18 protein-coding genes are annotated in these 21,071 nt (G+C 33.1%); 10 read left to right on the top strand and 8 right to left on the bottom strand.

The window, feature by feature from the left end; translation table 11 throughout:
* Positions 1-3 precede the first annotated feature (3 nt).
* On the top strand, positions 4-909 hold the full coding sequence (locus AC0L3M_RS12885; RefSeq protein WP_473431018.1) for a PorP/SprF family type IX secretion system membrane protein: 906 nt from the start codon (positions 4-6) through the stop codon (positions 907-909).
* Positions 910-928: 19 nt separating this feature from the next.
* Positions 929-2,833, top strand: a complete 1,905-nt coding sequence (locus AC0L3M_RS12880) for an OmpA family protein (protein ID WP_473431017.1) — start codon at positions 929-931, stop codon at positions 2,831-2,833.
* Positions 2,834-2,925: 92 nt separating this feature from the next.
* Here AC0L3M_RS12880 and AC0L3M_RS12875 read toward each other — a convergent pair whose 3' ends face one another.
* Positions 2,926-3,393 (bottom strand): CYTH domain-containing protein, encoded by a 468-nt coding sequence (locus AC0L3M_RS12875; RefSeq protein ID WP_292948464.1) that lies wholly within the window; start codon positions 3,391-3,393, stop codon positions 2,926-2,928.
* A 71-nt stretch (positions 3,394-3,464) separates the two neighbouring features.
* Between AC0L3M_RS12875 and dinB the strand changes: the two genes are divergently transcribed.
* Entirely contained in the window at positions 3,465-4,568 is a 1,104-nt protein-coding gene (gene dinB, locus AC0L3M_RS12870; RefSeq protein ID WP_292948462.1) for a DNA polymerase IV, read from the top strand.
* Here dinB and AC0L3M_RS12865 read toward each other — a convergent pair.
* The 6 genes from AC0L3M_RS12865 to AC0L3M_RS12840 form a co-directional block, all read right to left on the bottom strand.
* Positions 4,565-4,849: a hypothetical protein gene (locus AC0L3M_RS12865; RefSeq protein WP_292948460.1), complete on the bottom strand. Its 285-nt coding sequence runs from the start codon at positions 4,847-4,849 to the stop codon at positions 4,565-4,567. The genes dinB and AC0L3M_RS12865 overlap by 4 nt on opposite strands.
* 264 nt (positions 4,850-5,113) lie before the next feature.
* The gene (pyk, locus tag AC0L3M_RS12860; RefSeq protein WP_473432513.1) at positions 5,114-6,532 is read right to left on the bottom strand and encodes a pyruvate kinase; all 1,419 of its coding nucleotides are present in this window, start codon (positions 6,530-6,532) and stop codon (positions 5,114-5,116) included.
* A 22-nt stretch (positions 6,533-6,554) separates the two neighbouring features.
* Positions 6,555-7,040, bottom strand: a complete 486-nt coding sequence (locus AC0L3M_RS12855) for an IPExxxVDY family protein (protein ID WP_292948457.1) — start codon at positions 7,038-7,040, stop codon at positions 6,555-6,557.
* Positions 7,041-7,176: 136 nt separating this feature from the next.
* On the bottom strand, positions 7,177-7,923 hold the full coding sequence (rnc, locus tag AC0L3M_RS12850; RefSeq protein WP_145005352.1) for a ribonuclease III: 747 nt from the start codon (positions 7,921-7,923) through the stop codon (positions 7,177-7,179).
* Between the two features lie 9 nt (positions 7,924-7,932).
* On the bottom strand, positions 7,933-9,183 hold the full coding sequence (gene fabF, locus AC0L3M_RS12845) for a beta-ketoacyl-ACP synthase II (RefSeq protein WP_292948454.1): 1,251 nt from the start codon (positions 9,181-9,183) through the stop codon (positions 7,933-7,935).
* 11 nt (positions 9,184-9,194) lie between these two features.
* A complete protein-coding gene (locus tag AC0L3M_RS12840) occupies positions 9,195-9,428 on the bottom strand; it encodes an acyl carrier protein (RefSeq protein ID WP_013869581.1) in 234 nt (77 codons plus the stop codon).
* Positions 9,429-9,610: 182 nt separating this feature from the next.
* Here AC0L3M_RS12840 and purN point away from each other — a divergent pair, with 182 nt between their 5' ends.
* The 4 genes from purN (at position 9,611) to AC0L3M_RS12820 (ending at position 13,979) form a co-directional block, all read left to right on the top strand.
* Positions 9,611-10,177, top strand: a complete 567-nt coding sequence (gene purN / locus AC0L3M_RS12835) for a phosphoribosylglycinamide formyltransferase (protein WP_473431016.1) — start codon at positions 9,611-9,613, stop codon at positions 10,175-10,177.
* Between the two features lie 27 nt (positions 10,178-10,204).
* Positions 10,205-10,846 (top strand): ribonuclease H1 domain-containing protein, encoded by a 642-nt coding sequence (locus AC0L3M_RS12830; protein WP_145005343.1) that lies wholly within the window; start codon positions 10,205-10,207, stop codon positions 10,844-10,846.
* A 234-nt stretch (positions 10,847-11,080) separates the two neighbouring features.
* Positions 11,081-12,007, top strand: a complete 927-nt coding sequence (locus tag AC0L3M_RS12825) for a PfkB family carbohydrate kinase (protein WP_145005340.1) — start codon at positions 11,081-11,083, stop codon at positions 12,005-12,007.
* Between the two features lie 73 nt (positions 12,008-12,080).
* Positions 12,081-13,979, top strand: coding sequence for an amidophosphoribosyltransferase (locus AC0L3M_RS12820; protein WP_473431015.1), 1,899 nt, complete (start codon positions 12,081-12,083; stop codon positions 13,977-13,979).
* A 272-nt stretch (positions 13,980-14,251) separates the two neighbouring features.
* On the opposite strand, the gene AC0L3M_RS12815 is transcribed toward AC0L3M_RS12820, so the two are convergent.
* On the bottom strand, positions 14,252-14,860 hold the full coding sequence (locus AC0L3M_RS12815; RefSeq protein ID WP_341588642.1) for a superoxide dismutase: 609 nt from the start codon (positions 14,858-14,860) through the stop codon (positions 14,252-14,254).
* 195 nt (positions 14,861-15,055) lie between these two features.
* Here AC0L3M_RS12815 and AC0L3M_RS12810 point away from each other — a divergent pair, with 195 nt between their 5' ends.
* From AC0L3M_RS12810 to AC0L3M_RS12800, 3 genes are all read left to right on the top strand, one after another.
* The gene (locus AC0L3M_RS12810; RefSeq protein WP_473431014.1) at positions 15,056-18,199 is read left to right on the top strand and encodes a UvrD-helicase domain-containing protein; all 3,144 of its coding nucleotides are present in this window, start codon (positions 15,056-15,058) and stop codon (positions 18,197-18,199) included.
* A gap of 67 nt (positions 18,200-18,266) precedes the next feature.
* On the top strand, positions 18,267-19,460 hold the full coding sequence (kbl, locus tag AC0L3M_RS12805) for a glycine C-acetyltransferase (protein ID WP_145005328.1): 1,194 nt from the start codon (positions 18,267-18,269) through the stop codon (positions 19,458-19,460).
* Positions 19,461-19,585: 125 nt separating this feature from the next.
* Positions 19,586-21,016, top strand: a complete 1,431-nt coding sequence (locus tag AC0L3M_RS12800) for an OmpA family protein (protein ID WP_292948413.1) — start codon at positions 19,586-19,588, stop codon at positions 21,014-21,016.
* The last annotated feature ends 55 nt before the right edge of the window (positions 21,017-21,071 follow it).

Here is a 21,071-nt window from a genome sequence, read left to right as displayed (position 1 = left end):
CAGATGAAAAAAATAATATATATCGTATTCCTAGTGTTTATAGGTGTACAAGCCCAACAAGATCCACAGTACACACAGTACATGTATAACATGAATGTGGTTAATCCAGCATATGCAGGATCGACAGATGGTGTTGCCATAGGCGCACTATACAGAAGCCAATGGGTTGGATTAGAAGGAGCACCAACTACAGGAACACTAACCCTACATTCGCCAGTTGGTAAGAATGTAGGATTGGGACTATCATTAATAAGTGATGAAGTAGGACCAGTAAGCGAGACGAATGCTTATGTTGATTTTTCTTACACCATACCTGTAGGAACAAAAACTAAATTAGCCTTTGGATTAAAAGCAGGAGCTACGTTTCATGACATTGGATTAACGCAATTAGATTTAATAGATGCTAATGATCCATTTTTCTCAGAAAACATTAATGAAGTTACTCCAAATATTGGAGCAGGATTATATTTTTACAAACCAAGTAAATTTTATATTTCTGCCTCTATGCCTAACATTTTAAACTCTGTGCATTTAGATGCTAATGGCTTTAAAATAGGATCAGAGACGCAACACTTTTTTGGAGCAGCAGGATACGTATTTGATTTATCAGAAAACTTTAAGCTAAAGCCACACGCTTTAGCTAAAGTTGCTTTTGATGCGCCAGTAAGTTTTGATGTAAACATAAACTTATTTATGTATGACTTTGTAGAAGTAGGAGCAGGTTACCGTTTAGACGATTCTTTTAGTGGGATGATTAACTTTTTAGTGGCACCTAATTTAAGAATAGGTTATGCATATGACAGTATCCAATCACAATTAGATGTTGTAACCAACTCATCACACGAGATTTTTATCAACTTTGATATTAATCTTCCAAGAAAAGTATCACGTTCACCACGTTATTTCTAATCAAAAGCCAACCATTACAATGAAAAAAATACAACTATTTATATTCGCGATATTACTAAGCAGTGCCAATGGGTTTGCTCAAAGTGATGCGACCAAAAGTGCTGACAAACATTTTGATAAGTTAGAGTTTGTTGAAGCAGCTAAAGCCTATACCAAATTAGTAGAAAAAGGAGAAGCAGACGCATACGTGTACCAACGATTAGCCGAAGCAAACTACAATACATTTAATACCGTAGAAGCAGAAAAGTGGTATGCTAAGGCATTAGAAACAAAAGCAGATCCAGAAATGCTTTATAAGTATTCTGAGATGTTAAAAGCAAATGGTAAATATGATGCTTCAAACACACAAATGAAAAAATTTGCTTCGCTTTACAGCACAGACGACAGAGCTAAAGCATTCACTGCTAATCCAAATTACTTAGAAGACATCTTAAAATCTGAAGCAAAATTTACTGCAGAAAATTTAGATTTTAATACAGCAGCTTCAGACTTTGGAGGGACTTTAAAAGATGGAACCCTTTATATTACCTCTGCAAGAAATGACTCTAGACGTAATTATGGATGGAATGACCAACCCTTTTTAGACATCTATGAAATAGCACAAGCAGAGGACGGAAGTTATGCTGAACCAAATTTACTTAACGGAAAGATAAACACTAAATATCATGAAGGTGTGGTATCATTCTCACCAGACGGTAACACGATGTATTTTTCTAGAGAAAGCTTTTTTGAGAATATGTACGAAAAGCTAGAAACAGGAAACACAAAAATTAGTGTTATTCAGTTATTTAAAGCGACAAAATCTGGAGACAAATGGGATAAAGTACAACCGTTAAATATTAACACTAATACGTACTCTGTAAAAAACCCATCAGTAAGCAAAGATGGAACAACATTATACTTTGCATCTGATATGCCAGGAGGATTTGGTATGTACGACATCTACAAAGCAACTATTGAAGCTGATGGTATGGTTGGAACACCAGAAAACCTAGGAAACAAGATTAATACCTCAGGACAAGAAATGTTTCCATACGCAGGATCAAGCGACTATTTATTTTTCTCTTCAAATGGGCACTTAGGTTTAGGTAACTTAGATGTATTTTATACTGAATATTCTAATGCAGGAAAAGTAAAAAATATGGGAGCACCAATAAATAGTAAAGCAGACGATTTTGCTTTTAATATTGATGCAGATAAAAAAGGTTACGTGTCTTCAAACCGTGAAGGAGGAAAAGGAAGTGATGACATTTATGCTATTAATGAAATTAAAGCCTTATGTGATGTAGACCTAATTGTAACTGTAGAAAATGTAGAAACTGGAGAAAAGCTAGCCAATGCTACAGTAGTACTACATGATGCTAAAGGATCAGTATTAGGGACACAAACAACCAATGCACAAGGTGTAGCAACATTTAATACAGACTGTGACTTAGATACCAGCTTAAAAGTAACTAAAGCAGAGTTTGAAGATAATGCAGTAACTGTTAATACAAAACGAGAAGACCGTCTTGCTGTTACAGTTGACCTAACACCAATCAAGAAAATTATTGTTGCAGACAAAGTGGTGTTAGACCCAATTTACTTTGAGTTTGACAAATCTAACATTACACCACAAGGAGCATTAGAGTTAGACAAACTAGTCTTAGTGATGAACAAATACCCAGAAATGGTAATCTATGCAACATCACATACAGATAGTAGAGGTCCTGCAGGTTATAACATGAGCTTATCTGATAGAAGAGCTAAATCTACAGTAGCTTACATCGTATCTAAAGGTATTGATGCAAGTAGAATATCTGGAGATGGTAAAGGAGAATCTGAGCTATTATATGAATGTGGATCTAGTTGTACAGAAGAGCAACATCAATTTAACAGACGTTCTGAGTTTACAATCGTAAGCGGTGGACCACAACAACAATAAACACTAGTTTAACAACCAATTAAAAACCAAAAAATAGCCTTACTAATCTTAGTAAGGCTATTTTAATTTATAGCTGTTTTAAAGTCTTTATTTTACCATGTACAATATGGGTTTTCACTAAGTTGTGAATTGTAATATTTAATATCTCCAGTCACTTCATCACCTAACCAATCCGGTTTTACAAAAGTTTCGTTTTCATGATTTAACTCAACTTCTGCAATGACTAATCCTTGGTTATCTGCATAAAACTCATCCACTTCAAACGTATGCTCACCTACTTTTACTTCGTAACGTGTTTTATCAATTACTCCTTTTTTGCAAAGTAATAATAATTGTTCTGCTTCTACTTTTGTGATTTCTTTCTCCCATTCAAACCTAGACAATCCAGTACTTGACGATTCTCCTTTTATAGTTAAAAACCCTTGATTATCTTTAAGTCTTACCCTTACTGTTCTTTTTTTGTCAGTACTTAAAAAACCTTGCGTAATTTTGGTGTGTTTAAATGCTACTGCTTTAAAGACATTAGATTTGACTAAAAATTTACGTTCTATTTCTATCATTTTTTTAGGTAATTATAAATCTTAAATTAAATTGAAATCAATAAAAGACATTTAATGTCTAAATTTACAAGATGCAAAACGATTTACCAATAAGAAAAATTATTCATGTGGATATGGACGCATTTTACGCATCTGTAGCCCAAATGGATAATCCAGAACTTATAGGAAAAGCTATTGCTGTTGGAGGTGGCGGAACGCGTGGTGTTATAAGTGCTGCGAGCTATGAAGCAAGAAAATTTGGAGTCAAAAGCGCCATGTCTGGTAGATTGGCAATAAAATTATGTCCTCATCTAATTTTTGTTAAAACAGATTTTGAACGCTATAAAGAAATCTCTAATAAAATTAGGAAAATTTTTTACGATTATACCGATTTAGTAGAGCCTTTATCCTTGGACGAAGCCTATTTAGATGTTACCCAAAACAAGAAAGGTAATCCTAGCGCATCTATGTTAGCTGAAGAGATTAGATCAAGAATTTTTAATGAAGTTGGCTTAACTGCTTCAGCTGGAATTAGCATTAATAAATTTGTTGCTAAAGTTGCTAGTGATTACAACAAACCTAATGGGCAAAAAGTTGTAAATCCTGAAGAGGTTTTAGCTTTTTTAGAAGCTTTAGACATTAGAAAATTTTATGGCATTGGTAAGGTTACTGCCGAGAAAATGTACCAAAAGGGAATATATAATGGTAAGGATTTAAAATCTAAATCAATTGAGTTTTTAGAGTCTAACTTTGGCAAGTCAGGAAAATCGTACTATTACATTGTTAGAGGTATCCATAACAGCGAAGTAAAACCAAACAGAATTAGAAAAAGTCTAGCTGCTGAGCGTACGTTTACTGAAAACTTGTCCTCCGAAGTCTTTATGCTTGAAAAACTAAAGCTTATTGCTGACGAAGTTGCCAAACGATTAGCTAATAGCAAAGTTGCAGGAAAAACTATTACGTTAAAAATTAAATACAGTGATTTTACGCTACAAACACGCAGTAAAACATTACCTTATTTTATTGCTGATGCTGCTATAATTTTGGATACTGCAAAGGATTTGCTATATCAAGAAAAAATGAATAATTCTGTGCGTTTACTTGGCATCTCATTATCCAATCTAAATACTTTAAATAAACCTAAAAAGATAGAGTCGGATAAAACCATTAGTGTCCAATTGAGTTTTAAATTTTAGGCTACAGATACAATACGCTCCATTGGAATAATTGTAGACGTTTTTAATATTACATAGTCTTCTGTTACTCCCCAAATTGTGGTGTTTACTCTTTTTAATCCTTCGTTGTCTGCAAACAAAATATGTACTTTCTCGTGCTCTATATTACCCAATACCATTGCTCTTGTTAAAGTCTGACAGCGTTCTACTTTTTCTTTTTTTGAGGATAATAATTCTTCTTTAGGGAATTTTAAAAATTTTATTTGCTCTTTTTCTATTGTTTGTATCGCTAGGTTGTTCATTTTATATACTATTAATCGTTTATTACTTTAAATTACATAATCATTACTTAACTGACTAATTTAATTGCTATTTTGATTAATATTTAACATAGTTTGTAAGTGTTTTAAAACAAAAAACCAGTTATATCTCTATAACTGGTTTTAATTTATTGTTTTGTCCTTGGCTATGCGTTAGCGATAGAAACGACATCCTTTTTTGTGCGCGCTTATGCGCAAAAAAGATATAGTGGATAGCGCGACCCTTGTGGTAACGCCCAAGTTATTTTAAAAACTACAACTTGTAATCTCTGTGACTCTTAGTGTGTTTACCATTCCTTTTTCTTGAATTGGCATGGCTGCTAAGCTTATTAGCATGTCTCCTACTTCTAAGAACCCTTTTTTACATGCAATAGCGTTTACGTCTTCAATGGTCTCGTCTGTGCTAACAAACTTGTCGTAATAAAACGCTGTTACTCCCCAAAGTAAATTTAACTGCGTTAATATACGCTTGTTTGAGGTAAATACTAATATATGTGATTTTGGTCTCCATGCTGATATCTGGAACGCTGTGTATCCACTATTGGTTAATGTTGATATTGCTTTTGCATCAATATCATTAGCCATGTGTGCTGCGTGATAACATATGGATTTTGTAATATATCTGTTAGTACGTATGTGTGGTGGTGATTGTGGCACCTTTATTAGCTCAGAGTTTTCTACACTTTTAATAATGTTAGACATTTGTCTGATAACTTGTACAGGGTATTGTCCTACACTTGTCTCTCCTGATAGCATTACTGCATCTGCACCATCCATTACACTGTTTGCAACGTCATTAACTTCTGCTCGTGTTGGTGTTAAACTAGTAATCATAGTTTCCATCATTTGTGTTGCTATAATTACTGGTATTCTGGCACGTTTTGCACGTAGTACTAGTTGTTTTTGAACTAATGGTACTTCTTCTGCAGGAATCTCTACTCCAAGATCACCACGTGCTACCATTAATCCGTCACAATAGGCTACAATTTTGTCTATGTTTTCTACTGCTTCTGGTTTTTCGATTTTTGCAATAATCGGAATTTTATGATCGCTATGTTTTTTTATTAGTTCTTGTAATTGCATTAAATCCTCTGCATGACGCACAAATGATAAGGCCATCCAATCGACTCCTAACTTACATGCAAAAATAGCGTCTTCGACGTCTTTTTCTGTTAAAGCTGGCTGAGAGATGTTTGTATTAGGAAGGTTAACTCCTTTTTTAGATTTTAATGGTCCACCTTGAATTACCTTGGCTTTTACTTCTGATTTTTTATCTGTTGATAGTACTTCAAAAATTAATTTTCCGTCATCTAAAAGGATACGTTCTCCAGGTTTTGCATCCTGCGGAAAACGGTCATAAGTCATGTATACACGATCTTTAGTACCTTCAAAACGTTTACCTGTTGCAAAAACAATCTCGTCTCCTGGATTTACAATTACCTCTCCCTTCATCACTCCTACACGAAGTTTTGGTCCTTGCAAGTCTCCTAATATGGAAGCATTATAACCAAACTCGTCGTTTAGCTCTCGTATCATTTTTACGCGTTCTTCAACGTCTTTATAATCTGCGTGAGAGAAGTTGATTCTAAATACATTAGCACCTTCGTCTAACATACCTTTTAATACCTCTTTGCTGCTAGTTGCTGGTCCTAAAGTTGCAACGATCTTAGTTTTTTTCTTATTGGCATTAGTTGAATATTAAATTGTCCTTGGATTTTAAAGCATCTGTGTCTATACTGTAAGCAGTCACTACTTGTGGAATCCTTAGAATGTTATTTAAAATAATTTTTTCTTTATTATGGAATTCGGTTTCTATTTTAAGAAGATAATTTACTTTTTTAAATTCTGGTAACAAATAAAAATTAGTTGCACCTGATGAGTCTTCTCCAAATAACGAATTTGATTGTTGCTGTAAATTATTATGCTGTACCTTACATGTATTGGCTACTAGGTGGTATGTGGTAAGTTGTTTTTCGTCAAACCACTCAAACAATGCATAACTGGAATTTAAACTTGGATTGGTTAGGTCATCTAACCGTCTTCTAAGTTTAATATCTAATGTTTGATTTATTAAAAAAGCTAATCTATAGTCTTCTATTACGCAATGAATACCTATTAATGCGTAATGCTCTTCTTCTAAAAAATCATCTAAGGAGAGTTTCCGAACAGCCATTTTAATATAAAATTAATTGTAAATATAGCATTTAAACGCTTATTATAATTCAATTTTACTTAAACTTAACAACAAAAAACCACGAAAACGTTTTAGTAAAACCTAAATTATTAAGAATTTAAGAATAGTACTTTTATTATATAAAGCCAGCTTTAGTAATTTGACTTTGAAGTGCAAAAAAGGCGCGTTTGGAGGCTTTTTCTTCAGCTTTCTTTTTTGAAGTTGCTCTAGCCTTAGCTACTATTTTTGAGTCAATAGATAATTTTACAGAAAAGTGTTTAATATTGTCATTACCAGTGTCTTCATAAACATTGTAGTCAAAGACCTTTTTTTCTTTTTGACACCACTCTATCAATAAACTTTTATAGCTTATAACTTTACCTTCTAATTTTTCGATATCAACATAAGGATCTATAACGCGTTTTTGAATAAACTTATCGCAGTTTTTGTAACCTTTGTCAAGATATATTGCACCTATTAAAGCTTCAAATAGGTTACCATGTATATTATCTCCAAATTGACCTTTAGGTATTTTACTTTCTACAAGATCTATAAGTCCTAAATCTTTACCAAGTTCATTTAAATGCTCTCGACTAACTACTTTTGATCGCATTTTGGTTAGATAACCTTCATCACCTCCAGGGACTTCCATGTATAAATGATGCGCAATCACAGCACTAAGCATAGCGTCGCCTAAAAACTCTAGACGTTCATAATTAATTATGTGTCCTTTTTCGTCTTTAATATTCATTGAACGATGCGTAAAGGCTGTTTGATAAAACTTTAAAGTTTTTGGTTTAAACTTTAGTATTTTAGATATAGCCACAAAAAAATTCCCATCGTCATTTGATTGGGAATTAAATATGTTACGAATGCGTTTCATTCAATAAAACTAGTCTAGTTTTTTAAATAACACACAAGCATTGTGTCCTCCAAAACCAAAAGTATTGCTCATAGCAACATTAATCTCTCTTTTTTGAGGTGCATTAAGTGTTAAATTTAAATCTGGATCAATATTTTCGTCTACAGTCGTGTGATTTATTGTTGGTGGCACAATACCATGTTCCATTGCTAATATAGCAGCAATAGACTCAATAGCACCTGCAGCACCTAATAAATGACCAGTCATAGACTTGGTAGAATTGATATTAATATTTTTTGCGTGATCACCAAAAACTTCTTTAATAGCTTTTAGCTCGGCAACATCACCTAAAGGTGTAGATGTACCATGCGTATTAATGTGATCAACGTCTTCTGGTTTTAAACCAGCGTTTTCTAAACAGTTTTTCATTACTGCAATTACTCCAATTCCGTCTGGATGTGGTGCAGTCATGTGGTACGCGTCAGAAGACATTCCGCCTCCTAAAACTTCTGCGTAGATTTTGGCTCCTCTTGCTTTAGCGTGCTCATATTCCTCTAGAATAATTGCACCTGCTCCTTCACCTAAAACAAATCCATCACGAGTGGCATCAAAAGGTCTTGATGCTGTTTCTGGACTTTCATTTCTGGTTGATAAAGCATGCATTGCATTAAATCCTCCCATTCCAGCAATTGTAACTGCTGCTTCACTACCTCCTGTAACAATAACATCACAATGTCCTAAACGTATATAGTTTAAGGCATCTATCATTGCGTTTGCAGAAGATGCACATGCAGATACAGTTGTGTAATTAGGACCCATAAAACCATTTTTTATAGAAATGTTTCCTGGAGCAATGTCTGCAATCATCTTAGGGATGAAAAAAGGATTAAATCTTGGAGTACCATCACCTTCGGCAAAATTTAACACCTCATTTTGAAATGTTTCTAATCCACCAATTCCGGCTCCCCAAATTACACCTACTCTTAATTTATTTATGGTCTCTAAGTCTAGTTTAGAGTCCGCAATAGCCTCATCAGATGCGACCATTGCGTACTGCGTAAACCTGTCCATTTTGCGGGCTTCTTTTCTATCTAGAAAATCAGTTGCCACGAAATTTTTTAACTCGCAAGCAAAGTTTGTCTTGAACTTTTCAGTATCAAAATATGTTATAGGTGCAGCACCACTTTTACCACTAATAAGACCAGACCAATACTCGTCCTTAGTGTTTCCAATTGGCGTTAACGCTCCTAATCCTGTAACTACTACTCGCTTAAGTTCCATAAATATTGTGCTTATTTAGCAGCTTCAATATAAGATACAGCTTGACCTACTGTAGCAATGTTTTCTGCTTGGTCGTCTGGAATCTGGATATCGAATTCTTTTTCAAATTCCATGATTAATTCTACAGTGTCTAATGAATCTGCTCCTAAGTCGTTTGTGAAGCTAGCTTCAGTTACAACTTCGTTTTCATCAACACCTAATTTGTCTACGATAATCGCTTTTACTCTTGATGCAATGTCTGACATAATTTTAATTTTTTTAGTTTTAATTAAGAGGCAAAAATAAAAAACTTTATTTTAAAACACACGTTTACTTTAAAAATGTGCTACGAATTTAATTATTTAAATCGAAGAATTTCGATTTTAGCCCATAATTGTTAATAATTATTGCTTTTTTTGTTTGAAGAATTTAACATTGAAAATAGAAAATGAAACGTGTAGTAATTTTTGCGTCCGGAAGCGGATCTAATGCTGAAAATTTAATAAGGTTTTTTCAAAATAGAGACAATGCGTCTGTTATTCAGGTATTAACTAACAATCCTCATGCCAAAGTTTTAGATCGCTGTAAAAAATTGAAAGTTAGCGCTTTATCTTTCAACAAAACAGCCTTTACAGAGACAGATGATGTATTAAATATTCTTAAAGCTAATACACCTGACCTAATTATTCTAGCTGGTTTTTTATGGAAATTTCCAGAAAAAATCCTAAAAGACTTTCCAAATAAAGTCATCAATGTACATCCAGCTTTATTACCAAAATTTGGTGGAAAAGGCATGTATGGAATGCATGTACATCAAGCTGTAATTAATAATAAAGAAACCGAAACAGGTATCACAATTCATTACGTAAACGAGAATTATGACGAAGGTGCGATCATTTTTCAATCAAAATGTGAGGTTTTAGCTTCAGACACTGCACAAGATGTTGCAGACAAGATTCACAAATTAGAGATGAAACATTTTCCGGAAGTGGTTGATCAACTATTAAAAAAATAAGATTTCCGTTTACACGGAAATACTAAAATGAGTAAAAAGAAGAAAAAATATTATACCGTTTGGCAAGGACACCATAAAGGCGTTTTTGAAACTTGGAATGATTGTAAAGCACAAATTAAAGACTATCCAGGTGCGCAATATAAATCCTTTGCTACTTTTGATGCTGCCAAAGAAGCCTTGAAAGGCAACTACTTTGACTATATTGGAAAAAAAGAAGATTTTAAAAGTGAGTTAAGCCATGAACAGCTTAAAAAAATTGGACGTCCAAATTATAATTCTATCTCTGTGGATGCAGCCTCTTCTGGTAATCCAGGTATAATGGAATATAGAGGCGTAGATACCAAAACCAAGAAACAATTATTTAAACAAGGACCATTTGAGCAAGGCACAAACAATCTAGGCGAGTTTTTGGCTTTAGTACATGGTTTAAGTTTTTTAAAAAAACATAATAGCGACCGTATTATATATACAGACTCTAAAACAGCTATGAGTTGGGTACGCAAAAAAACCTGTAATAGTAAGCTTGAGCGTAACGCTAAAAATAAACCTGTTTATGATTTGGTGGATCGTGCTGTAGCCTGGTTAAAAGCAAACGATTATAAAACTACTATTGTTAAATGGGAAACTAAAGCTTGGGGAGAAATACCTGCGGATTTTGGGAGGAAGTAATAACTAAAGTTCAAACCAACGCATACACCAAAGCCTTTTTAATTTGTTTTAATTTAAAGCAAACATCCATGATTTACAGCCTCAAAAAAAATAAAGATTAGTGAAGTGTTCTTTAATATAAGTGAATTGTTAAGAATTATAAAACTAATGTTACAGACTTCATTTTATTCCGAAAGGAAATTAAAAAAATGCGACTAAAAAACCTATATTTGCACTTTAATTTAAATAGCTTTTATGAGCAAGTTAGTAATAGTAGGTACAGTAGCATTTGACGCAATAGAAACTCCTTTTGGTAAAACCGATAAAATTCTTGGTGGAGCAGCAACCTATATAGGGTTATCTGCAGCAAATTTTGATGTAGATCAAGCAGCAGTATCTGTTGTTGGAGGAGATTTTCCTCAGGAATATTTAGATCTTTTAACAGATAGAAAAGTAAATATTGAAGGTATCGAGATTGTAAAAGACGGTAAAACGTTTTTTTGGAGTGGAAAATATCACAACGACATGAACTCTCGTGATACTTTAGCAACTGAATTAAACGTATTAGAGCATTTTAATCCTGTAGTACCACAAAATTATCGTGATGCAGAGATTGTAATGTTAGGTAATTTACACCCTTTAGTACAACAAGGTGTTTTAGATCAAATGACTAAAAAGCCAAAATTAGCTATTTTAGATACTATGAATTTCTGGATGGACATCGCATTAGACGATTTACTTGCAGTGATTAAAAATGTAGATGTAATTACTATTAATGATGAAGAAGCAAGACAATTAACTGGAGAATACAGTTTAGTTGTTGCTGCTAGAAAGATTCATGAAATGGGACCAAAATATGTAGTTATCAAAAAAGGAGAGCATGGTGCTTTATTGTTCCATGATGACCATATGTTTTATGCACCTGCTTTACCATTGGAAGAAGTATTTGATCCAACTGGAGCAGGAGACACTTTTGCTGGTGGATTTGCTGGTTATTTAGCAAGTACAGGAGACATTAGTTTTGAAAACATGAAAAACGCTGTAATCTACGGATCTACTTTAGCCTCTTTTTGTGTCGAAAAATTTGGAACTGAGCGCATGATTGACCTTAAAAAAGACGAGGTCAACAATCGACTAAAAGAATTTAAAAAATTAACACATTTCGATATCGAATTAAAATAAAAAAACGCGCTCGTAATTATGAGCGCGTTTTTTATTTTTATCTTTTTAATAAACAACTCACAACACAACAACAATGAGTGATGCTTTAAAACATGAGTGCGGAATTGCACTGATAAGATTACGTAAACCTTTAGAATTTTATAAAGAAAAATATGGAAGTGCTTTTTATGGTGTAAATAAAATGTACTTAATGATGGAAAAGCAACACAATCGTGGTCAAGATGGTGCTGGTTTTGCAAGTATTAAAATGGACACGCTTCCCGGAGAACGTTACATTAGTCGTGTACGCTCCATAGCACAACAACCTATTCAGGATATTTTTGCACAAATTAACGACCGTGTAAATAAAGAGTTAGCACAACATCCGGAATACCAAGATAGCGTTGCGCTTCAAAAAAAACACATACCTTATATAGGTGAGCTACTATTAGGACACGTACGTTATGGTACGTTTGGTAAAAACAGTGTGGAAAGTGTTCATCCTTTTTTAAGACAAAATAACTGGATGCATCGTAACCTGATTTTGGCAGGTAACTTTAATATGACTAATGTTAAAGAGCTGTTTAAAAATCTAGTAGACCTTGGACAACATCCAAAAGAATATACAGACACCATTACTATAATGGAAAAAATAGGTCACTTTTTAGATGATGCAGTAAGCAAAATCTATAAAGACCTAAAAAAAGAAGGTTACGGTAAACATGAATGTTCTCCTTTAATTGCCGAACGGTTAAAAATCGCAAAAATATTAAGACGTGCTGCTAAAAATTGGGATGGTGGCTATGCTATGGCTGGTTTAATTGGACATGGAGATGCTTTTGTACTTCGTGATCCAGCAGGTATACGTCCTGTATATTATTATACAGATGACGAGATAGTTGTTGTTGCTTCAGAACGTCCTGTGATACAAACTGTTTTTAATGTCGAGTTTGATGATGTTAAAGAGCTAACACCAGGTCATGCTTTAATCTCTAAAAAATCTGGTGCAGTTTCTATAAAAAAAATATTAGAACCCTTAGAGCGTAAATCTTGTAGTTTTGAGCGCATTTACTTTTCTAGAGGAAGTGATGCCGAAATCTATCAAGAGCGTAAAATGCTTGGACGTTTATTAATGCCACAAGTTTTAAAGGCTATTAATAATGATACAAAAAATAGTGTTTTCTCTTATATTCCTAATACTGCTGAAACTTCATTTTATGGAATGATTGAAACCGTCGAGGAGCATTTAAATGAGAAAAAAACCAAAGCAATTTTAGATGGAAATGGACAATTATCTGCAGATCAGGTAACATCTATTTTAAAAGAAAGACCACGTATAGAAAAAATAGCAATAAAAGATGTTAAACTTAGAACCTTTATTACAGAAGATAGTAGTCGTGACGACTTAGTTGCTCACGTTTACGATGTAACCTATGGTGTTATAAAACCTACGGATAATCTTGTAATTATAGACGATAGTATTGTACGTGGTACAACCTTAAAAAAGAGTATTATTAAAATGATGGACCGATTACATCCTAAAAAGATTGTTATCGTATCGTCTGCACCACAAATACGTTTTCCTGATTGTTATGGTATTGACATGGCTAATCTAGAAACCTTGGTAGCTTTTAATGCTGCATTAGCGCTACTTAAAGAAAACGGAAAATACGACTTAGTAGAAGAAGTATATCACAGATGTAAAGCACAAGAAGACTTAGCAGATAAAGATGTTAAGAATTTTGTAAACGAAATTTATGACCAATTTACAACAGAACAAATTTCGGCTAAGATCTCTCAACTTTTAACTGATGAGTCGGTTAATGCTGAAGTTGAAATCATTTTTCAGCCAGTTGCTAATTTGCATAAAGCAATACCTGATCATTTAGGAGATTGGTATTTTACAGGAAACTATCCAACAGTTGGTGGTAACCGAGTAGTTAACAGAGCTTTTATTAATTTTTACGAAGGAAATAAAGAACGCGCTTACTAATTATAAGAAGTACAAATTTTCTCACGACACACTCATTTAAGCGAATATTTTTACGTTTTAACTATATTTTATAATATATCAAATTAAATGTCGTTATATTTGAGCTTACCATAACATAAGTAGGTTAAGTTCATGGTAGATTTGGGGCAAAAAAGGAGAACTCTCGTTCTCCTTTTTTATTTGCCAAAATTTTAAAAAACACACAGTTTACAGCATAAAAAAAGCAGATTCAAATATGAATCTGCTTTTTTAATATTATAACGTTTTAAAGCTTATTTAGCTTCTGCATAACGTCTTTCTACTTCGTTCCAGTTGATAACATTAAAAAATGCATCGATATAATCTGGTCTTCTGTTTTGGTAGTTTAAATAGTAAGCATGCTCCCAAACGTCTAATCCTAAGATTGGTGTTCCTTCGCAAGTTACTCCTGGCATTAATGGGTTATCTTGGTTTGGTGTAGAACACACTTCAACCTTACCTCCTTTATGCACACATAACCAAGCCCAACCTGATCCAAATTGAGTTGCTGCTGCATTACTAAAAGCATCTTTAAAAGCCTCAAAACTCCCATAAGCTGCCTCAATAGCATCTTTTAATTCTCCAGATAAACGTCCTTTACCTTCTGGATTCATAACTTCCCAAAATAATGAGTGGTTATAAAAACCTCCTCCATTATTTCTAACAGCCATATTATTCATATCTAAATTAGTAAGAATATCTTCAATAGATTTTCCTTCTAAGTCAGTTCCTTCAATAGCTCCATTTAGTTTAGTTGTGTAACCATTGTGGTGCTTTGTGTGATGTATTTCCATTGTACGTGCATCGATATTTGGTTCTAATGCATCATACGCATATTTTAATTTTGGTAATTCAAAAGCCATAATTGTATGTTTTTAAGTGTTAATATTCAATATAATCAAAATTAAACATTAAAGCCTTCAATTGAAAATATTTAAGCAATGGATTAAATGTATTTAATAATATTTTAACATCGCCATTTAATTATCAAAGAATGTTTTAAAATAAATTTAGGAACCATAATATTGTTATTATCTTGTCTAAAATTTAAAATTACAATGTCTACAAAAACACCTTTTAAAGTTTATGACGCCTCTGCTGGTAGCGGAAAAACCTTTGCTTTAGTTAAGGAGTATTTAAAACTATTGTTTACCAGAAAACATAATGACGGTTTTAAACAAATATTAGCCATAACCTTTACAAATAAGGCTGTAGGCGAGATGAAAATTAGAATTTTAGACACATTAAAATCGTTTTCTGATCCAGAAATTATTACTAAACCAAACGGAATGTTTGAGGCTATCACTACTGAGTTAGACCTTAAACCTATTGATGTCCATTTAAAATCAATTGCTTTATTAAACACCATAATGCATAATTATGCTGCTTTTGACATTTCTACCATAGATGGTTTTAACCATAGATTAATTAGGACTTTTGCGCATGATTTAAAAATTCCGATAAATTTTGAGGTCGAGCTTGATACACCATCGCTACTTAATCAAGCAGTGGATAGTCTTGTAGCTAAAGCAGGAACTGATGTGGCACTTACTAAAGTTTTAATTGATTTTGCTTTAGAAAAAGCTGATGATGATAAAAGTTGGGACGTTTCTAGAGATTTTAATAGTATTGCCAAACTATTAATTAACGACAACGACTTACCACATTTAGACAGTATTAAACATAAAACGCTAGAGGATTTTAAATCCTTAAAAGCGCAATTAATTAAAAAAATAAACCATCAAGAAACATTAATTAAGCAAACAGCCAACCAATTATTAGAGGTTTTTAAAACCAATGGTCTGGATGCCAAAAGTTTTTCTAGAGGAACGTTATATAACCATTTTGTAAAAGTTTCTAATTTTGAATTTTACAAATTATATGATAATAAATTAGCCGATAATATTGCTGAAGGTAACGTTTACACAAAGACTTTAGATTCCGCGAAAGCGCAATTAATTGATCAACTTTTACCACAGATAGATAAAGCATACCATTTAATTAAAGACAATGTTATTAGCTTAAAATTTATAAAAGCTGTGTACAAAAATGTAACGCCTTTATCCGTTTTAAATGCTATAAACAAAGAGTTAACTACGATTAAGGAAGACGAAAACAAATTATTGATTTCCGAGTTTAATACGCTTATCAGTAAAGAAATTAAAAACCAACCAACGCCTTTTATTTATGAGCGTTTAGGCGAAAAGTTTAGACATTATTTTATTGACGAGTTTCAGGATACGTCACAAATGCAATGGGAAAACTTAGTGCCTTTAATAGAAAACACACTAACAGGACAAAACTTAAAAGGTGAGCAAGGTACAGCCATGTTGGTAGGTGATGCTAAACAGGCTATTTATAGATGGCGAGGTGGAAAAGCAGAACAATTTTTAGGACTGACAAAAATCGACAACCCGTTTCCTATTGACAAAGAAGTTGTTAGGTTAGAGTATAATTACAGAAGTTTTAAAAAGGTTATTACGTTTAATAATACGTTTTTTGAGTTTTTGGCTAACACTAGTTTTAGTAGTAACGACTATTCTGATTTGTATAAAAAAGCAAATCAAATTCCGGTGTTAAATCAAGAAGGCTTTGTTAATATTCAGTTTTTAGATTTACAAAAAGAAGACGATATTAACGAGTTGTTTCCAGAAACAGTTTTTGACACCATAAACCAATGCTTAACAAACGGATACAACCTTAAAGATATTTGCATATTAGTAAGAAAGAAAAAAGAAGGTGTGGCTATTGCCGAATTTTTAAGCGAAAAAGGAGTTAGAATCACCTCTTCCGAAACCATGTTGATAAACAACTCTGAAGAGGTTAAACTAATTATTAATATATTTAAACTACTAATAAACCCAAATCACTTAGAGGTTAGAATTAAAGTGTTAGATTATTTAGCAAATACTAATGCAATACAAGATAAACATGCTTATTTTAAAACCAATTTGGAGTTGCCACTTCCCGAGTTTTTTAAAGGTTTTGAGCAATTCTCAATACATTGTAATCCAACCGAATTAGTAGAATTATCCTTATTTGATTTAACTGAAGATATTGTCAGAAGTTTTAAAATGACGGAAACGTCAAATGCCTATATACAGTACTTTTTAGACATCGTTTTAGAGTTTTCTCAAAAGCAAATATCCGATTTACCAAGTTTTGTAGATTATTACGAATCTAAAAAGGACAGTTTAAATATTGTCTCTCCTAGCAATCAAAATGCGGTTCAGATAATGACAATCCATAAATCTAAAGGATTAGAGTTTCCGGTGGTTATCTTTCCGTATGCACATTTAGATATTTATAAAGAAGTGGAACCCAAAGAATGGTTTCCGTTAGACCAAGAACAATTTAGCGGTTTTTCTAAAACGCTACTCAATTTTAATAAAGATTTTGAGGAATATGGTACAACTGGCGAAACCATTTACAATCAACATAGAGCAGAACAAGAATTAGACAATATTAACCTATTATATGTAGCATTAACTAGACCTATAGAGCAACTCTATATTATATCTAAAAAAGAAAAATCAGTAAAAGGAATAGTGACACATAATACGTATTCTGGATTACTAACAAATTACTTAATAGACAAGGGTCTATGGAGTGACTCACAATTAGAGTATACCTTTGGAAAAGCTAATCGCGAATCGCAACAAGAAGACAAGTTAGAAAACACCCAAGAAACAGAATTGTTTATTAGCGTTGCTAAACAAGATCATGATATTAAAATTATTACTAAATCAGGTTATCTATGGGATACAGAACAAGAAAACGCAATTGAAAAAGGAAACCTGATACACGATATAATGTCAGAAATAAACACGATAGTAGATGTTGAGCCTGTTATTTTAACCTATACTCAAACAGGAACTATTAATAAGGAACAAGCATTAATTTTAAACAATACAATTACTAACATTATTAATACACCAGAGTTAAATCCTTATTTTACTGATAATTATACCATATATAACGAAAGAGATATTATTACAAAATCAGGCAAAATAATTAGACCAGACCGACTAGCAATAAAAGATAACGAAGCTATTATTATAGATTACAAAACAGGATTATCTAATCCTAAGTACCAACAACAACTAGAGGAATATTCTGACACTTTAAAGGAAATGAACTATATGGTAAAGAAAAAAATATTAATCTATGTAAACGATACAATCAAAATAGTAACGTATTAAATTAAAGAATAGATTTAACTAAGCAATTAACGCGATAACATTATTAAATTTGTAAAAAAATACAATTATGTACAGTAAAATAAAAGAACACTTACAAAACGAAATACAAGACATTAAAGACAACGGTCTTTTTAAAGAAGAACGTATTATAACATCTGCTCAAGGTGCCGAAATAACTTTAAACACAGGCGAAACTGTTTTAAATTTTTGTGCAAATAACTATTTAGGATTATCCTCTCACCCAGAAGTTATTAAAGCAGCACAAGACACAATGGATACGCATGGTTTTGGTATGTCATCTGTTAGATTTATTTGTGGTACACAAGACATACATAAGACTTTGGAACACAAAATAGCAGAATTTTATGGTACAGAAGACACCATATTATATGCAGCAGCTTTTGATGCAAATGGTGGTGTATTTGAACCTTTATTAGGTAAAGAAGATGCGATTATATCAGACTCGTTAAATCACGCCTCAATTATTGATGGTGTAAGATTATGTAAAGCTGCGCGCTACCGTTACCAAAACAACGACATGGCTGATTTAGAAAAGCAACTTATTGATGCTAACGCAAATGGCGCACGTTTTAAAATAATTGTGACTGATGGTGTATTCTCTATGGATGGATTAGTAGCACCTTTAGATAAAATATGTGACTTAGCAGATAAATATGACGCTATGGTAATGATAGACGAGTGTCACTCGGCTGGATTTATTGGAGAAACTGGACGTGGTACTCTAGAAGAAAAAGGCGTTATGGACAGAGTAGATATCATAACAGGAACTTTAGGTAAAGCACTTGGAGGCGCAATGGGTGGCTACACTACTGGTAAAAAAGAAATTATAGAGCTATTACGTCAACGCTCAAGACCTTATTTATTTTCAAACTCATTAGCACCAGCTATTGTAGGTGCTTCAATAAAAGTGTTTGATATGTTAGCCAATGACAACTCATTACGTAATAAACTAGAAGAAAATACCAAATTTTTCAAAAAAGAAATGAAAGCTGCAGGATTTGATATTATTGATGGTGACTCAGCAATTGTACCAGTAATGTTGTACGATGCTAAACTATCTCAAACCATGGCAAATATGTTATTAAAAGAAGGTATCTATGTAATAGGATTTTTCTTCCCAGTAGTACCAAAAGACAAAGCTAGAATTAGAGTGCAGTTATCTGCAGCGCATACTAAGGAACAACTAGAGAAAGCTGTAAGTGCTTTTATTAAAGTTGGTAAAGTATTGGAAATTATTTAGAAACAATCTATAATACTGATATAAAAGCAACAAATAATCAATATTTTTATATATTTGTCTTTGTTAATAATATATAACAACTTATTTTTGCTTTTAATTAACACTTAAAAATTAAATTTTTGAATATGAAAAATCTTAGCAGATTATTGTTCACAATGTTACTACTTTCTAGTTTAGGTAACGTTATGGCACAAGACCAAAACAACCCATGGGCTATTAACTTCGGTGTAAACGCAGTAGATGTTTTTCCTGTAGGTGAAAACGCTCCACAAGGAGATTATTTCCAAGAATTCTTTAACGCTAACGATCACTGGAGTATTTTACCATCTTTATCTACAATTTCTGTATCTAAGTATGTTGGTGATAACTTCTCTATCCAAGCTGGAGGTTCTATAAACAGAATTAACAAATGGGGACAAGATAGTACTAACCCTAGTTTACGTGTTAATGATTTAGCATACTACGCTCTTGATGGTAACGTAAGATACCACTTAGGTGAAGTATTAGGTTCAAAAAGATTAGATCCAGCTATTGGAGTTGGAGGTGGTTACACTTGGATTGAAGAAGGTGCTTATAACACTTACTCTACAAAAGCAGGTTCTAACAACGCAGTTGGAGCAGGAACAGTTAATGCTTCTTTAGGATTAACTTACTGGTTTTCTGATAATATTGGTTTATTTGTTGAGTCTAAATACAAGCACTCATTTGAAGATTATTTAACTAAGCATTTCCAACATTCAGCTGGTTTAGCAGTTAAATTTGGTGGAACTGACACTGATGGTGACGGAATATATGACAAAGATGATGCTTGTCCTGATACTTTTGGATTAGAAGCATTTAACGGTTGTCCAGATTCTGATGGTGATGGAATCGAAGATTCTAAAGATACTTGTCCAAACGAAGCTGGTTTAGCTGAGTTTAACGGATGTCCAGATTCTGATGGTGACGGAGTATCTGATAATAACGATGATTGTCCACAAGTTAAAGGATTAAAATCTTTAAAAGGTTGTCCAGATGCTGATGGTGATGGTGTTGCTGATGCTAAAGATAAATGTCCAAACGAAGCAGGTCCTGCTGCAAACGGAGGATGTCCTTGGCCAGATACTGATGGTGACGGTGTATTAGACAAAGATGATAACTGTCCTAAAGAAGTAGGAACAGTAGCTAACAATGGTTGTCCAGAAGCTGTTATACCAACTCAAGTTGTATTAGATAAATTAAATAGCTATGCTAAAACTATCTTATTTGACACTGGAAAATCTAGCTTCAGAAAAGAAACTTTCTCTGTATTACAGTCTATTACTGCAATCTTAAAAGAATACCCAGACGCTAACTTTACAATTGAAGGTCACACAGATAGCGTTGGAAGCAAAACTTCTAACCAAACATTATCTGACTCTAGAGCTAACGCTGTAATGGCTTACTTAATCGAAAACGGAATTAACTCTGAAAGATTAAACGCTTACGGATTTGGTGAAGACTATCCAATTGACAGCAACAAAACAAAAGCTGGAAGATTTAACAACAGACGTGTAGAAGTTAAACTTAGAAAATAAGTTATAACCAAACACTAATAAGTTTTATAGAAAAACGCTTCGGTATTCCGAAGCG

This window comes from Olleya sp. KJ81-1, from assembly GCF_055808135.1.
This window is presented reverse-complemented; position numbering and strand designations above follow the sequence as displayed.

Coding starts and splice junctions, on each gene's coding strand:
- kbl (WP_145005328.1), top strand. CDS start 18,267: ATGTACAGTAAAATAAAAGAACACTTACAAAACGAAATACAAGACATT.
- dinB (WP_292948462.1), top strand. CDS start 3,465: ATGCAAAACGATTTACCAATAAGAAAAATTATTCATGTGGATATGGAC.
- AC0L3M_RS12880 (WP_473431017.1), top strand. CDS start 929: ATGAAAAAAATACAACTATTTATATTCGCGATATTACTAAGCAGTGCC.
- rnc (WP_145005352.1), bottom strand. CDS start 7,923: ATGAAACGCATTCGTAACATATTTAATTCCCAATCAAATGACGATGGG.
- purN (WP_473431016.1), top strand. CDS start 9,611: ATGAAACGTGTAGTAATTTTTGCGTCCGGAAGCGGATCTAATGCTGAA.
- AC0L3M_RS12815 (WP_341588642.1), bottom strand. CDS start 14,860: ATGGCTTTTGAATTACCAAAATTAAAATATGCGTATGATGCATTAGAA.
- AC0L3M_RS12855 (WP_292948457.1), bottom strand. CDS start 7,040: ATGGCTGTTCGGAAACTCTCCTTAGATGATTTTTTAGAAGAAGAGCAT.
- fabF (WP_292948454.1), bottom strand. CDS start 9,183: ATGGAACTTAAGCGAGTAGTAGTTACAGGATTAGGAGCGTTAACGCCA.
- AC0L3M_RS12830 (WP_145005343.1), top strand. CDS start 10,205: ATGAGTAAAAAGAAGAAAAAATATTATACCGTTTGGCAAGGACACCAT.
- AC0L3M_RS12820 (WP_473431015.1), top strand. CDS start 12,081: ATGAGTGATGCTTTAAAACATGAGTGCGGAATTGCACTGATAAGATTA.
- AC0L3M_RS12840 (WP_013869581.1), bottom strand. CDS start 9,428: ATGTCAGACATTGCATCAAGAGTAAAAGCGATTATCGTAGACAAATTA.
- AC0L3M_RS12825 (WP_145005340.1), top strand. CDS start 11,081: ATGAGCAAGTTAGTAATAGTAGGTACAGTAGCATTTGACGCAATAGAA.
- AC0L3M_RS12865 (WP_292948460.1), bottom strand. CDS start 4,849: ATGAACAACCTAGCGATACAAACAATAGAAAAAGAGCAAATAAAATTT.
- AC0L3M_RS12810 (WP_473431014.1), top strand. CDS start 15,056: ATGTCTACAAAAACACCTTTTAAAGTTTATGACGCCTCTGCTGGTAGC.
- AC0L3M_RS12875 (WP_292948464.1), bottom strand. CDS start 3,393: ATGATAGAAATAGAACGTAAATTTTTAGTCAAATCTAATGTCTTTAAA.
- AC0L3M_RS12800 (WP_292948413.1), top strand. CDS start 19,586: ATGAAAAATCTTAGCAGATTATTGTTCACAATGTTACTACTTTCTAGT.
- AC0L3M_RS12885 (WP_473431018.1), top strand. CDS start 4: ATGAAAAAAATAATATATATCGTATTCCTAGTGTTTATAGGTGTACAA.